This window comes from Rheinheimera sp. MMS21-TC3 (assembly GCF_032229285.1).
Classification (GTDB): domain Bacteria; phylum Pseudomonadota; class Gammaproteobacteria; order Enterobacterales; family Alteromonadaceae; genus Alishewanella.
Window position 1 is genome coordinate 1,393,626 of the sequence record NZ_CP135084.1, and the last position, 13,684, is coordinate 1,407,309.

11 protein-coding genes and 2 tRNA genes are annotated in these 13,684 nt (G+C 38.4%); 6 read left to right on the top strand and 7 right to left on the bottom strand.

Annotation, left to right across the window (positions count from 1 at the left end; translation table 11 throughout):
- Nucleotides 1–3 precede the first annotated feature (3 nt).
- Genes RDV63_RS06935 through RDV63_RS06960 form a run of 6 tightly spaced genes read right to left on the bottom strand, consistent with a single transcriptional unit; the run spans nt 4 to nt 7,137 of the window.
- Nucleotides 4–1,155: a TIGR03088 family PEP-CTERM/XrtA system glycosyltransferase gene (locus tag RDV63_RS06935; protein ID WP_313908774.1), complete on the bottom strand. Its 1,152-nt coding sequence runs from the start codon at nt 1,153–1,155 to the stop codon at nt 4–6.
- On the bottom strand, nt 1,148–2,611 hold the full coding sequence (gene xrtA, locus RDV63_RS06940; RefSeq protein WP_313908775.1) for an exosortase A: 1,464 nt from the start codon (nt 2,609–2,611) through the stop codon (nt 1,148–1,150). The genes RDV63_RS06935 and xrtA overlap by 8 nt, the downstream gene beginning before the upstream one ends.
- Nucleotides 2,608–3,819, bottom strand: a complete 1,212-nt coding sequence (locus RDV63_RS06945; RefSeq protein WP_313908776.1) for a TIGR03087 family PEP-CTERM/XrtA system glycosyltransferase — start codon at nt 3,817–3,819, stop codon at nt 2,608–2,610. Before RDV63_RS06945 ends, xrtA begins: the two co-directional genes overlap by 4 nt.
- A gap of 2 nt (nt 3,820–3,821) precedes the next feature.
- Complete coding sequence (locus RDV63_RS06950; RefSeq protein WP_313908777.1) at nt 3,822–4,850, bottom strand: FemAB family XrtA/PEP-CTERM system-associated protein; 1,029 nt, start codon at nt 4,848–4,850, stop codon at nt 3,822–3,824.
- 23 nt (nt 4,851–4,873) lie between these two features.
- Nucleotides 4,874–5,713, bottom strand: coding sequence for an XrtA system polysaccharide deacetylase (locus RDV63_RS06955; RefSeq protein ID WP_313908778.1), 840 nt, complete (start codon nt 5,711–5,713; stop codon nt 4,874–4,876).
- A 5-nt stretch (nt 5,714–5,718) separates the two neighbouring features.
- The gene (locus RDV63_RS06960; protein ID WP_313908779.1) at nt 5,719–7,137 is read right to left on the bottom strand and encodes a TIGR03013 family XrtA/PEP-CTERM system glycosyltransferase; all 1,419 of its coding nucleotides are present in this window, start codon (nt 7,135–7,137) and stop codon (nt 5,719–5,721) included.
- 192 nt (nt 7,138–7,329) lie between these two features.
- On the opposite strand from RDV63_RS06960, the gene RDV63_RS06965 reads away from it, so the two are divergent.
- The 4 genes from RDV63_RS06965 to RDV63_RS06980 are packed head-to-tail and all read left to right on the top strand — an operon-like array spanning nt 7,330 to nt 12,119.
- On the top strand, nt 7,330–7,962 hold the full coding sequence (locus RDV63_RS06965) for an XrtA/PEP-CTERM system exopolysaccharide export protein (protein ID WP_313908780.1): 633 nt from the start codon (nt 7,330–7,332) through the stop codon (nt 7,960–7,962).
- Between the two features lie 38 nt (nt 7,963–8,000).
- Nucleotides 8,001–9,596: an XrtA system polysaccharide chain length determinant gene (locus RDV63_RS06970; protein WP_313908781.1), complete on the top strand. Its 1,596-nt coding sequence runs from the start codon at nt 8,001–8,003 to the stop codon at nt 9,594–9,596.
- Nucleotides 9,593–10,492: an XrtA-associated tyrosine autokinase gene (locus RDV63_RS06975; protein ID WP_313908782.1), complete on the top strand. Its 900-nt coding sequence runs from the start codon at nt 9,593–9,595 to the stop codon at nt 10,490–10,492. The genes RDV63_RS06970 and RDV63_RS06975 overlap by 4 nt, the downstream gene beginning before the upstream one ends.
- Nucleotides 10,461–12,119, top strand: coding sequence for an outer membrane beta-barrel protein (locus tag RDV63_RS06980; protein WP_313908783.1), 1,659 nt, complete (start codon nt 10,461–10,463; stop codon nt 12,117–12,119). The genes RDV63_RS06975 and RDV63_RS06980 overlap by 32 nt, the downstream gene beginning before the upstream one ends.
- Nucleotides 12,120–12,137: 18 nt before the next feature.
- Here RDV63_RS06980 and RDV63_RS06985 read toward each other — a convergent pair whose 3' ends face one another.
- Nucleotides 12,138–13,157, bottom strand: coding sequence for an ExeA family protein (locus tag RDV63_RS06985; RefSeq protein WP_313908784.1), 1,020 nt, complete (start codon nt 13,155–13,157; stop codon nt 12,138–12,140).
- A gap of 341 nt (nt 13,158–13,498) precedes the next feature.
- Here RDV63_RS06985 and RDV63_RS06990 point away from each other — a divergent pair.
- Nucleotides 13,499–13,574: transfer RNA gene (locus RDV63_RS06990), tRNA-Ala, on the top strand.
- Nucleotides 13,575–13,589: 15 nt separating this feature from the next.
- Nucleotides 13,590–13,665 (top strand) — tRNA-Glu (locus RDV63_RS06995).
- The last annotated feature ends 19 nt before the right edge of the window (nt 13,666–13,684 follow it).

The window sequence follows — 13,684 nt, forward strand, 5'->3', positions numbered from 1 at the left end:
GTATTATCCTTGCTTCCCTGAGAATTGGTATAATGCCTGATACTGTTTAACCATAGCGGATAAACTAAAATGCTGCTGACAGTGGTTTTGGCACATTAAACCATCTGTTTTAATACGTGTTTCCGTAGATAAATACCCTAACATAGCCTTGCTAAGTTGCTGAATATTATTTACTTCAACGAGGTTTGTTGGGTGTAATTCTGCGGGTAATAAATCAACATTACCACCGACATCTGTGGCTATAACAGGTGTTGCACTAGCCATAGCTTCAAGAATAGTATTAGAGATACCTTCTGCTAATGAGGGTAAGACAAAAACATCTAGCCGCTGCATTATCGCGGCAATATCTGCTCTATTACCTAAGAAAACAATATTTTCGCTAAGCTGTAACGCTTGGCTTAATTGCTCAAGCGTTAAACGATTAGGGCCATCACCAACAATAATTAGTCCGGCTTTGACCTTAAAATCAGGGTGCTGCTGCATTAAGCTAGCAAAAGCCTGTAATAAATAAGCTTGATTTTTAATCGTTGCTAAACGACCAACAGTACCAAACAAAACGGGTTGTTCACTGCTTTGAATATTGGTTGGTAAAGTCAGGCTAGCCGCTGTTGCATTAATAAACTTAGCAAGGTCGACACCATTACATATTCGCTGGATCTTATTGGCAGGTATAGCTATTTTCTGCCGTAAATAACGCTCTGACTCAGAAGATAAGCAGACAAAGCGATGAACAAAAGGTTTTAATAAACGGCGTAAAAACTGATACTTTTTATTAGTGCCGCCAATGTCAGACGTATCCCATCCATGCTCGCCATGAATACGTAAGGGGACTTTACGCCACCAAGCAACAAGCTGTAGCTCTAAAGTATTTAAATTTCGGCTATGTAAGATGTCGGGCTCTAATTGTATTAACAATTTATTTAATGTGGGAAATATTTTCCAGTCATGACCTTCGCGCTTATGTAAGTTGTAAAACTGAACATTAGACTGGCTAATTCTTTGTGCAAAAGCGGGGTCATAACCAGTTAAGGTAATAATACTATGCTTGTAACCCTGAGACGGTAGGTTATTAATTAAATTGACCATGCCATTTTCTAAGCCGCCGGTACTAAAGTGCCAGACAATATGGGCTATATGTTTTACTGGTTTAGTCATTAGACCCACCAGAGATTGTTTGCTCGGATGACATGGTTTTTATTGATATTAACTTATCAGCGGCAGCTTTTAGTAAGGGTAAAGCTTCCTCAGGCGGTACATCTTTAATAGAAACAGCATTAACAGCCATAGTGGCATCACTATTAAAATAGTAGGATAAGGTTTGTTGAACTCTAGTGGCTAATTGCTTAGTAAAGCGCTGCTCATCAATCTGATACCAATAAAGTACACTGCGATAACTGCCATTTAATGAACTAAGATGTAAGACTGTATATTTTTCTGTAGTGAGCTGTTGCTGTATTAACCATACTTTTTTATCAAATAGTTGGTTTTGCCAACTAAAGAGCTCCCCTGAACTTTGTTTTAAGGCATAAACAGCCCGCATATATTCTATTTTGCTTGGTTCTTGTAGCTGGCTAAAGGCAAGGCTATTAACAAACTTTACTCCCCAATTAGACTGGCTGCTTTTGCTGTGAGTAGCACTAATTAATGCTGCTGCAGGTTCTACGGGAGCGGTGACTATAGGTAAATTAAGGCTAAATAAAGCAGCGGCAACCATAGCGCACATTAAACTTAATTGTGGAGGTTTAAGTGGTAAAATTACCAACTGTAATGGGGTTCTTTTAAAGCTAATACTGTCATCAGCAAAGCGTGAGCCTAACCAAAAACCAGCAAATAACACTAAGCCAAAAAATATCCAACCATATAAATAATGATCAGCGCCAAAACCTAATTGCATATTAGACTTCTCGCCAATATATACCAATATAAAGGCTCTAATACCGTTAGCTATAACACTTAAAATAGTCATAAAGACAATAAAACTAATTTGCTTTGCTAAGTGGCGATAATTCAAATAAGCAAATAGAGTAGAAATAGCCAGCGAAGCAATTAAAAACCGTAGCCCTGAGCAAGCTTCTGCAACTTCAAACATCCCCACAGGTGTAGATAAATATAAGCCTTGGCGAAATACAGGTATAGATGCGAGATGTAATAAATAAACAGTGATGTCAGCAGTGATATTTTGCAGTTGTAGCGATAGTTCTTCGCCAAAAGGGATTAAAAAAACCAGATAGCACAAAGCAAAGCGGTGTTTTTTTGCTGCTTTAGTGCCAAATAACAACCAAAATATAGCGGGTAAACTAAACACTGCAGCAATATGCATAAATAACGCAATATCAGCAGCATAGGCCAACAGCCACACTAAGAGCATCGCTAGCACTATTAGACTAGGTAACCAGAGTAATTGGCTTGAGTAATTAGTATTGCAACTAAGATCGTTACGCTTGCTAAGCATAAACCAAATAGAAATAGGCAGAATTAAATAACAATGGTTATAGGTTGCAGATGAGCGCCAAACCCGCTCTATATCTAGCCAAGTAGCACCATAAAACGCAAGGTAAGCAATACTGACTATGATTAAAAACAGTAACTTCATATAGTGTAATCTGCTCATGCACTAGGCCTTGTAGCAAATAAGTTAAGCAGTTGTTTTAGTGTATTTGGCCAAGTGAAATGGTCTAAAATCCATTGCCGGCTTAGTTGGGGTTGAGGTTGTTTTAATTGATTTAAACAAGCTGCTATAAACTCCTGCTTACCATCAACGACTATAGCGCCAGTTTCCTTGGGGGCATTTATGCCTTCCATTGCCATAGAGGTACAGATCACGGCTTTATTCATAGCCATGGCTTCTAATACTTTATTCTGAATACCTCGGGCAATAAGCATAGGCGCGACAGCAAATAGCGAGTGTTGAATATATGGACGAACATCAACTACTCGGCCAGTTACCTTAATACCGTCAACTAAGGTTAAATTTCTCACTTCGGCACTAGGCTTACCGCCAACTATGACAAACTCTAGCTCAGAATATTTAGCTTTTAAGCTAGGCCATACTTGCTGAGAAAACCAAATAACTGCATCAATATTAGCCCAGTAATCCATAGCACCTGTAAAAACAATAAATTGCTTAGGCAGCTTAGTTTCTGTAGCGGTAAGTTCAGAGTCTGGTTTGAAAAAGTCGGTATCTACACCATTAAGTAGACTTTGTATTTTATCAACGAGAGATTTTGGCATTAACTGCCGAAAAGCTTCAGCTTCATCGTTTGATACAAAAAGGCTTTTGGTAAAAGACTGACAAATATGCTGTTCGTATTGTTGTAATAATCTAGCTTCGCGTTGGTAAAACCAACGTTTAATACCCGTGTTTTTACTAGCATATTGCTGCCACTTATCTGAGTCGATATCAACAAAATCAATAATTCTATTTAAGTCGGTAAATTGATCTTGTTCAACATATTGTGCCATCGAAGAAGAATAAACTAATACATCTTTAATTTTATGCTGGTGTAACATTTTTTTCACCCAAGCTTGCATACCTAAACTAAAGTAATAGGGCAGGGTTATAGGCTTATTGCTAATAAAGCCGGTTAGGCCTATCAGCTTAGCAAGCCATTTATTTTGACTAATAACTCGGGTACTTTTACACCATTGATTTAATTTAGTGATGTACTGCAAATCAAACTCATCATCGACAAAGCAGCCCAAATGGATCTCATAATCAAGGCTTAATTGTTTCATTAGATTAAATGAACGGATCTTATCCCCTTTGTTAGGAGGGTAAGGGATACGATGTACTAACATTAATAAAGGTGGCTTAGTCATTTTTATCCCAGGTACTTGGACAGTTTAGGGCCAAGCCACTGACTAAACTTTAGCGGTAGCTTTTTCCATAATCGAATAAATAATTGATATTTAGGATTATTAGGACTTAAATTTGGCAGCTCATCTGCGGTGACTAAATAATACTGATAAGGTAATTCTGTGGCCGTCATTCCCCAATGTTTTTTATAGCTATAAGCACCAGAGTCAATTTTACTGCGACCAAAGTCAAATTGATCACATTGTTTGTTTAACTTGGCATGGCACATTAATTGGTAATACATAAAGTCATTACTTTTTAGTTGCCGCGCTTGCTCTATTCCACCGCCGTAGTAGGGTAAAACTTGGCCTTTAAAATAAAAGCTAAGTACAGATGAAATAGCTTTGTTGTCTTTACGTACTGTTAGTATTTCGGATTCATTAGCAAAGGTAGTTAAAATTTTGGCAAAAAAAGTTTTGCTAAATACAGGTGTACCCAAATTGCGGACGCTTTGTGAATAGGTTTGATAAAAATCATCCAAACTTGAGTCTAAAGTATAGTGTAAAGACTCATTAAGTGAATGGCGAATAACGGCTCTTTGTTTCTTTTTAACTGCAGCTAAAATTTGCTCTGGGCTGTCTGCTAAAGGGGTGGAAAAGTTAGCATGTTGAACTCGGGTTTCTAGGTTATTGTTTTGAGCATGCTGGTTTCTAAGTTCTAGATGTTGCACCTGGAGCTTAGTAGCAAGCTGTTGAGCTGATAACTCTAAAAAGCGTTTAACATCATCACTGCCAATAGCGCCACCATAAACACAAAATGGTGTTGAAACTAAAGCATCGCCAAATAAACGGCTTTTAACTCTAGCTAGCGGCAATATACCAACAATAGTGTTAGCTTGGGTGGCGTATAAATAAAAACACTTATGACCAACACTGTCGATAATATCTTGCCAGCCTGATAGATGAAAAAAAGTAGCTTCATCGCTAGCATAAACAAAATCGTCCCAGTCTTGGCGACGCTTATCCGTAAGCGTTAATGTATTCAGTTGATACATTATAATCCCTTAATAAAAAACAGTTACAGCTTATAAACTTCTTTTACGCTACGCCATTGAAAATCTTTTAGCAAACGTAATAGTTTAGCTTCCATCCTACCTAAGTTAGTGTAATGGCGAAACTTAGACTTAGCTGATGCCTCTTTAAAGCGAGGTTGCTCAGGGTCAATCTCCCAAGGATGGAAGTAAAACATATAAGGAGTATCGCTTTGGGCTAAAAAGCCATCAATGCCTTTTTTACTTAACCAATAAGGTAGTAATCTAAAATAGCCGCCACCTGCTACAGGCAGCTGTTTACCTAGCTTATTTAAAACTGGCATAGGGTATTCCCATATCCCTTCTGGTCTTAGGTAAGGTTTTTGTGGCCAATCAGGGGTGCCATATAAATCATGTACTACCGGGTAGGTACTAGAGCTATATTGATACCCCGCTTTTTGTAAGGCTGAAAAAGCCCATTGATTAGTTTTACCAATAGAAAAGCTTGGTGCACGGTAACCAGTAACTTCAGTTGCCGTTATTTGTTCTAATAACTGCTTAGCAGCAGTGATGTCCTGTAAAAACTCCTCGGGAGTTTGCGATGTCGCTTTAGCATGAGAAAAACCATGGCTTGCCACTTCGTGTCCAGCTGCATTGATCCGCTTAACTAGTTCAGGATAGCGCTTTGCAACCCAGCCTAAAATAAAGAATGTAGCTGTTGCATTATGATCAGCAAAATGCTGCAGCAAAATGTCAGTATTACGCTCTACCCGCTGAGGAAGGCTATCCCAATCTACAGGCTTGATAGTTTTATCAAATGCAGCAACATGAAAATAATCTTCAACATCAACAGTTAGGGCATTTAAAGTTAAGTTTTTAAACGACATTATTATTAGCGGCCCTTACCAAATAACACTATCTCTACAGTGCGGATTAAAATCATTAAATCTAGAAGCAAGCTACGATGCTTAATATAGTATAAGTCAAACTTAAGCTTTTCTTGAGCATCTTCTGCTGTAGCACCATATGGATACTTTAATTGCGCCCAACCAGTAAGGCCAGGTTTAACATTATGGCGCTGATTGTAGTAGGGAATGTCTTTTGCTAATTCATCTACAAACTCTGGACGCTCAGGTCTTGGCCCAACAAAGCCCATTTCGCCGTATAAAACATTCAGTAATTGTGGTAATTCATCAATGCGATACTTACGGATAAAGCGGCCAACTTTCGTTACTCTATCGTCGTCAGCGCTAGCCCAGCGAGCACCGTTTTTTTCAGCATCTGGCTTCATGCTGCGAAATTTTAGAATATAAAAAGGCTTGCCATCATAGCCAACACGAAGTTGCTTATAGAACACTGAGGCACCTGTTTTACGCCCATCTTCTAAGTAAATAAGCAGCATAGTGATTAAAATGATAGGCCAAGTAACTAATAAAAGAAGCAGGGCTAGTATAAGGTTAAGTTTATAGTCTAGACTGGTTTTAAAGCGCTGGTTTAAATCGAAACCATTACCGTATATTACCCAACTTGGGTAAATGAGGTTGACGGCAATTTGCCCAGTTTCTTGCTCAATAAAGTCAAGAATCTCAATAACATCAATGCCGCGTGTTTTACATTTAAATAAGTGCTCTACCGGCAGCATATTTCTACGTTCATCACAAGCGATAACTAATTGATCTATATTGTTTTCAATTGCATATTGGTACAAGTCGGTTTCATAATTAAAAGGTTTAAGCTTACTTTCATCAATAACAGACTGCTTGTCACCTTCAATAGGGGTAAAGCCAACAATATCAAAATTACGCTTGTCTACGTTACGGCGCATCCTGCGCTCAATAATAGACGCTCGTTCTCCTGAACCCAGTACTAGTATCCGTCTACGCCTAGTTAGAGTAATATCTGTATAGTGAAAAATAGCGCGAAAACTGCTGAGTAAAATTGCAGAAAAAATAGATGATATAAGTAGATAACTAAAGCTAATATGCAAGAAGCTAAAGAGTTGGAATACTACTAGTTCTAATAAAATAGCGTTAAACACTAAGGTAATAACAACCCGCTTTAGTATACCTTTTTGGCCTTCGCGTAGTTTTTGGTCATATAAACCAACGGATAAAGCGCATAGCATAACTGATGCGGCAAATAAAATTGCGTTAATTAAACGGTTGTCAAAGCTCACCGGCTCTATTGGTTTGAAATAGAGATTAAAAATATAACTTGCTAGCAAACTCGCCAGAATTAATAAGCTTAATTCTGCAATTAAAAAAAGCTTGTCTGCAATCGTATTTTGTCCGTAACGACTTGCTTTTCTCATGGTAACATCCTTGTGCGCAGTATTTACGCTTTACCTACCCCACAATGCTTATTCTTAAGCATACTACAAAGTAGCGTTCGTTTAATATACTATTAGCAAAGTATAGAGTAAAAAAAATAATTTTACTTTTTACATCACAAGAGTAACATTTTCGGTTATATTAAGAGCAGCATCAAGAAAAGGAAGACAATTATGCTCGTGGCATCTGCAAAAGGGAAATGCGGTTTAACATTATTCATTTGTTTATTTTTGTTTGGCTGCTCCAACTACTATTTACCTAAAGCAACTGTTCATAACTCACTGACGACCTCTGTTGACGACTATCACTACCTAGTAGGGCCTAATGACACCCTAACTATTTTTGTTTGGCGGAACCCTGAATTATCAGGCAGTTTTATCGTTAGACCAGATGGTAAAATATCTACCTCTTTAGTAGAAGATATCCCTGTCAGTGGAATAACACCTACTCAAATTGCTAGAAATATGGAGACAATACTCGGTAAGTATATTCGTGATCCTGTGGTCACTGTTTCTGTAACCAATTTTTTTGGTCCTTACAGTGAGCAAGTTCGAGTAATTGGTGCTGCGCTTAATCCTCAAGCTGTTACTTACAGAGAGTATATGACGGTACTGGATTTAATGATTGCAGTAGGCGGGTTAACAGAGTTTGCTAATGGTAATGGAGCAAAGTTAGTGCGTGCTAAAAATGGCATGCAAGTGACTTATAATTTAAGACTGGATGATCTAATACGCGATGGTGATATAAAAGCCAACGTCGATATGCTGCCTGGTGATATTGTTATCATTCCTGAAGCGTGGTTTTAATTAGTAGTCACCATGAAATCGAATCTATGGAGTGATCGATGAAAGAGTTACAACAGGCAATAGAGCTGCTTTATACCTATTTGCAGGGAGTTTGGCTAAGACGACGTTATATAGTTATAACCGCTTGGTTGTTTTGTCCCTTAGGCTGGCTGTATGTTTATAATATGCCGCCTACCTTTGAAGCTAGCGCTAAATTATATGTCGAAACTAGCACTGTTTTAGAGCCGTTATTGCGAGGATTAACCTTAACTAAAAATTCTAGTGATGAAATAAAGTTAATTGCACGCACTTTATTAAGTCGGCCCAACTTAGAGAAAATTGCTCGTGCCACAGACTTAGATATTGAAGCTAAAGATGATAAAGCCTTTGAAGGTTTAATTGATGGCTTGCAAAAACAAATTCAAATAAGCTCTGCAGGTCGAGAGAACTTATACGTTATTGCCTATAACAACCCTAAACCGCAGTTAGCTTTAAAAGTAGTTCAAGAAACCTTAAATACTTTTGTTGAAAGTCAACTAGGCTCTAGCCGAGCAGATTCACAAACTGCTGAGCGTTTTTTTGAAAAAGAAATAGCTGATTATGAGCGTAGGTTAGTGGCAGCTGAAATACGTTTATCTGATTTTAAAAAGAATAAAATGGCGATGTTGCCTAGTTCAGAAAGCAATTATTACGGTCAAATAAGTGCAGAAAAACAAAAACTAGAAGAAGCTAAGTTAGTGCTGCGTGAACTAGAAACACGATTAGCCTCAGCGCAAAGTCAACTGACTGGTGAAGAGCCTGTTTTTGGTGTTATGCCATACTCAAGTGGCAGTAATGTGCCGATGACACAATATGATGATCGTATACGCACCCTTAAAGCTCAATTAGATAACTTACTGATACGTTTTACCGAACAGCATCCTGATGTATTAGAAGTTAAGAGACGCACCGAGCAATTAGAAAACCAGCGCCAAGAAGAGTTAGCGCAAATAGCTAAAATGTCTGCAGAGAACCCCGGGCAGAGTGCTAGCCTGAATCAAAACTCTTTCTATCAAGAATTGCGTATTAGTGTATCTAGGCTTTCTTCTGAAGTGGCGTCAGCAAAAGTTAGGGTGCAGGCTTATACTGCTAAGGTTGCAGATCTGGAAAGTAAACTTAATTTAATTCCAGAAATTGAAGCAGAGTTTACAGGGTTAAACCGTGACTATGATATTACTAAATCAAAATATGAGGCGTTATTAGCGAGAAGGGAATCGGCAGAACTATCACGCCGTGCTAATGCTTCAGATCAAGATGTACAATTCAATGTTATTGAACCACCAAGAGTACCACTAACGCCTTCAGGCCCCAATCGGGGGTTATTCTACACTCTAGTGCTAATTGTAGGCATTGGCTTAGGTGTATTTATCGCTTTCTTGCGTAGCTTAATTTCCCCTGTTTTATCTAGAGCATCACAGTTAAAAGTTATTAGTGACTATCCAGTATTTGGTGTGGTTTCGCATACAGATAAACGGAAAATTTTAAAGCAAATTAGATTACACTTTTTCTATTTTTCATTGTTAAGTGGAGGGCTGCTTTTATGTTATGTAGCGTTATTAAGCAATGAAGTATTATTTGGGCGCTCTGCTGAGCTGTTATTGAGGGGCATCAAATGAGTACTATAGAAAAAGCAATTAATAGAAAAAATCAGCAGTCTGATCTAGAACAGACCACAATAGAAAAAGCACAAAGTATTGAACAAGAAGATATAGAGCAACCTCTAGTAGCAGCTGAAGCAAGCAGCCAAACGGGTGCTAATAAAGGTGTCGCTACAAGCTCTAAAACAACGATAAATATTGATTTAGACGAGTTAGAACGCAAAAATTTTGTATCTTTATCTAGTGATCGTCGACTGATCAATGAAGAGTATAGGGTGATAAAGCGGAAACTGATTAATAATGCTTTTGGGGGCTTAAGCTCAACTTTAAAACATCCTAATTTAATATTAGTCTCTAGTTCAAGGCCTGGGGAAGGCAAAACCTTCTCTGCCATCAATTTAGCTTTAAGCATAGCGTTAGAGCAAGATAAAACTGTGCTGTTAGTTGATAGTGACGTGCTCAGACCAAAAGTCTCTAAAACATTGAATATTAACCATGAAGTGGGCTTAACAGATTACTTGCAGTCAGAAGAAATACAAGTAACTGACATTATTATTAATACCAATATAGAACGATTAAAAATTGTTACAGCAGGTTCTCCGCACCATTTATCAACAGAATTACTGGCTAGTGAAAGAATGTTGATGCTAGTGAATGAGTTTGCGTCGCGCTATCCTGATCGGATTGTAATTTTTGATGCTCCACCCTTGTTAGGAGTCAACGAAACCTCGGTGATGGCTTCTATGTGCGGTCAAGCGGTTATTGTTGTTGAAGAGAACCGCTCAAAACTAGCAGAGATTGAGCAAGCGGTGAGCTTACTGCCAAAAGATATTGCGATAGGATTTTTAATAAACAAAGCTCATCGTAACCAAGGAAAGGGTTATGGGTATGGTTATTACTATGGTGCTGACTAATAGACCAAGAACACAATATGTTCTAAAACAAGTGACACTGGTCGTTAGTGCCATGGCTTTGCTATTGCTAACAGGGAACTCTGCCAAAGCAGAAGTAAAGGTAGAACCCAAAATATCGGCTAATTCTTATGCTTATTGGTATCAGGAGCAACAATTAGGCTCCAGTACCGACCGTGGTATGGCGCTAGTATTAACGCCAGAAATAAGAATTAGTCGGACAGGACCAAGTGTTAAAACCTCCTTATTTTGGCAAGAAGAAGCAGTTTGGTACCATGATGCCCAGCGTTCGCAGCAAAGCGCGCCAACATATAAGGCTTCCAATATTGTTAGCGCATTTAATCAGCGTGTGACTTGGGAGTTAAATGCAGCAGGGGGGTATCAAATACGAGATACTCAGCAAGGCGTTTATGCTGATATAGTCACTAGCCCTGAAAATCTTGCTAAAACAAAAAATTATGGCACTAATCTAAATTTTACAACGCTCAAAGGTGGCCAGACACAAGCTAATCTTTCTCTTGCTTATAATGTTTTTAAATCGGATGGTTCTATCTCAGGACAGTATGATGGTTATTCTAACGATAGCTACCGTGGCAGGTTAAACTTAGGTAGTGCGAGTCGTACTGGCGCTTTTTTTTGGCAACTGAGTGGCAATTATAACCTTACTGAGCGAGAAAGTTTTGATAATTTCGAATCAGGGCAAGCCAATGGCATTTTAGGTTTGCCGCTGCATAGTAATTTATCGCTTTTATTGCGTACTGGTTATGAAAGAAATGAAGGCTCTACGACTTATCTTAATGAGTTTACTTCTTATGGTGCCGGTATCGAATTAAAGCTAGGCAGAGCTTCATGGTTAAATGTAACTTGGAATAAGTCTAACTTATCTAATGGAGCTGTAGATATGCTCGAATTAGATGCTATAGACGATGAGTATCTTGCTGGAGAGATTTATTTAGCTCCGAGTCGGCGCACTTCATTATCTTTTAGCATAGATAAACGCTATTTTGGTCGCACTAGAACGTTAAATGCTAGTTATAATTTACGTTTTATTAGTATTCGTGTGGCGGCAAATGACACGGTAAGAACCCAGACGCAGTTAGGCGAAGCTTTTGAAGATCTAGGTATTTTTGTCTGTCCAGATGGTAGTACAGATTTAGCTGATTGTTTCCGACCACCTACTAATAGATATATTCCAGGTACGGGGGAGTCTTTTCAGCAAGCAGGCCACTTCGTTCCAGAGTTGAGTGAAAGAATTGTATTAAGTCGAAATATCCTATTAGCTATTGGTTATACTAAAAATAAGCTTTCTCTGAATATTAGTGCTAGCACTGGTGAGGACGAATATGTTGAAACACAACGTTTAACTAAGCGGCATAATTTAACTATGCAAGGGTTATGGAAGCTGTACTCTGATTTAACATTGAATACAGAAGCTAATTTTTATCGTTTAGAGTATACCGATGATGATCGTACTGATGAGAATATGTCAGCTGTAGTGGGACTGACATATTCTATTTCACAAAAGACTGATCTAAAAGTTGATGCACGCCATACACGGCGAGATTCAAATATAGATAGTCTTGATATTAGCGAAACAAGGTTAGGTCTAGGTATTACTTATAGCTTTTAAGCTCATAAAGATAGTGCTTTAACTATCACGATCTTTATGAGCATTTAATTGTGATTGTTGCTGTTTAATTAAATCGTCTAGCTGTTTTGCCATGTCTAGTTTCTGTTGTAAAGCACTGTCTAAAGCTGCACTTAATTCTTTTAAACGATCTTGCTGACCTTGTTGTTCTTGTGTTGGAATTTGTGGGGCAGCAGACGTTTTTGGCGGGACTTGCGTAGGCTGTAAATTAGCTACTTCTTGATTAATTTCATTTAATACTGTTTGCACATGCTGAGTTTTAATGATGGCGAACTCTTCTAAATAGCCAAATAGTAAAACCCTATCCATTACAGCATTAATTTTCCGCGGAATGCCTCTGCTATGTTGTTGGATCAGTATAAAACAGTCATTATCTATAATGGTTGTAGAGCCGCCAGCGTGGGTTAGGCGATATTGAATATAAGCTTTAGTATCCTCTAGAGAAAATGCAGTTAAATTTGATGAGGCAATGATGCGCTGTCTAAATTGCTCCATATTTGGATCTTGAATTATGGCATTCATTTCATTTTGCCCCAACAGAAAACTTTGAATTAAAGGTTTACCGTCAATTTGAAAGTTTGACAGCATTCGCAGCTCTTCTATGGAGTCTAAAGGTAGGTTTTGTGCCTCATCAACTAGCAATAAAGCACGGCGTTTTTGGGCATGCAAACGTTTTAAATAGGCATAAATAGCGTCTAAATAACTGGCTTTAGATTGCTCAGTGACTACAAGGTTAAAACTGGAAGCGATCATTCTAATTAGATCGTCTGGTGCTAATTTTGAAGTGACAATTTGTTTAGCGACAATCTCATCTTGATTTAATTGACTAACTAATTGATTAGCAATTGTTGTCTTCCCTGTGCCAACATCGCCGGTGATAACGATAAAACCTTCACCTTGGCTTAAACCATACTGTAAGTATGCTAAGGCTCTGTTGTGTAGTTTGCTGGCATAAAACCAATTATTATTAGGTGTAAGCTGAAAAGGGCGTTCCTTTAGCCCGTAGTACTTTTCGTACATCTTATTCTCCCTGTCTATTCAGCAACTGTAGGTTTGTGAATTTTCTAATTTAATTAACCCAAGAGTATAGCATTATGTTAAGTATATAATCATTTTTAGTACAGGTTCTCTTATTAAAAAAAAGGCGCTTTCTCTGGTGATTAATTACTATTATCTTAAGGTTTAATCATTTAAGACTGTGATTTTCTGCCGATAATTTGCGCTTTGCGGCTAAAAAACATCCGAACGAGAGTAACTAGCGAAAAAACTATTGACACATTCTGAACCGCACCCTAGAATGCGCCCCGTGTTCTGCAGTAACAGCGTTTATTTAAACGTTGCACTAAAGGGTACTAAAGTGCGGGGCTATAGCTCAGCTGGGAGAGCGCTTGCATGGCATGCAAGAGGTCAGCGGTTCGATCCCGCTTAGCTCCACCAAGATTTTTACAGTGCGTCCCCTTCGTCTAGAGGCCTAGGACACCGCCCTTTCACGGCGGCGACAGGGGTTCGAATCCCCTAGGGGACGCCAAAAAATCTGAGCACTTTAA

Excerpts from the sequence above, each read along its gene's own strand:
- RDV63_RS06935 (WP_313908774.1), bottom strand. The coding sequence starts at position 1,155 with ATGACTAAACCAGTAAAACATATAGCCCATATTGTCTGGCACTTTAGT.
- xrtA (WP_313908775.1), bottom strand. The coding sequence starts at position 2,611 with ATGAGCAGATTACACTATATGAAGTTACTGTTTTTAATCATAGTCAGT.
- RDV63_RS06945 (WP_313908776.1), bottom strand. The coding sequence starts at position 3,819 with ATGACTAAGCCACCTTTATTAATGTTAGTACATCGTATCCCTTACCCT.
- RDV63_RS06950 (WP_313908777.1), bottom strand. The coding sequence starts at position 4,850 with ATGTATCAACTGAATACATTAACGCTTACGGATAAGCGTCGCCAAGAC.
- RDV63_RS06955 (WP_313908778.1), bottom strand. The coding sequence starts at position 5,713 with ATGTCGTTTAAAAACTTAACTTTAAATGCCCTAACTGTTGATGTTGAA.
- RDV63_RS06960 (WP_313908779.1), bottom strand. The coding sequence starts at position 7,137 with ATGAGAAAAGCAAGTCGTTACGGACAAAATACGATTGCAGACAAGCTT.
- RDV63_RS06965 (WP_313908780.1), top strand. The coding sequence starts at position 7,330 with ATGCTCGTGGCATCTGCAAAAGGGAAATGCGGTTTAACATTATTCATT.
- RDV63_RS06970 (WP_313908781.1), top strand. The coding sequence starts at position 8,001 with ATGAAAGAGTTACAACAGGCAATAGAGCTGCTTTATACCTATTTGCAG.
- RDV63_RS06975 (WP_313908782.1), top strand. The coding sequence starts at position 9,593 with ATGAGTACTATAGAAAAAGCAATTAATAGAAAAAATCAGCAGTCTGAT.
- RDV63_RS06980 (WP_313908783.1), top strand. The coding sequence starts at position 10,461 with ATGGGTATGGTTATTACTATGGTGCTGACTAATAGACCAAGAACACAA.
- RDV63_RS06985 (WP_313908784.1), bottom strand. The coding sequence starts at position 13,157 with ATGTACGAAAAGTACTACGGGCTAAAGGAACGCCCTTTTCAGCTTACA.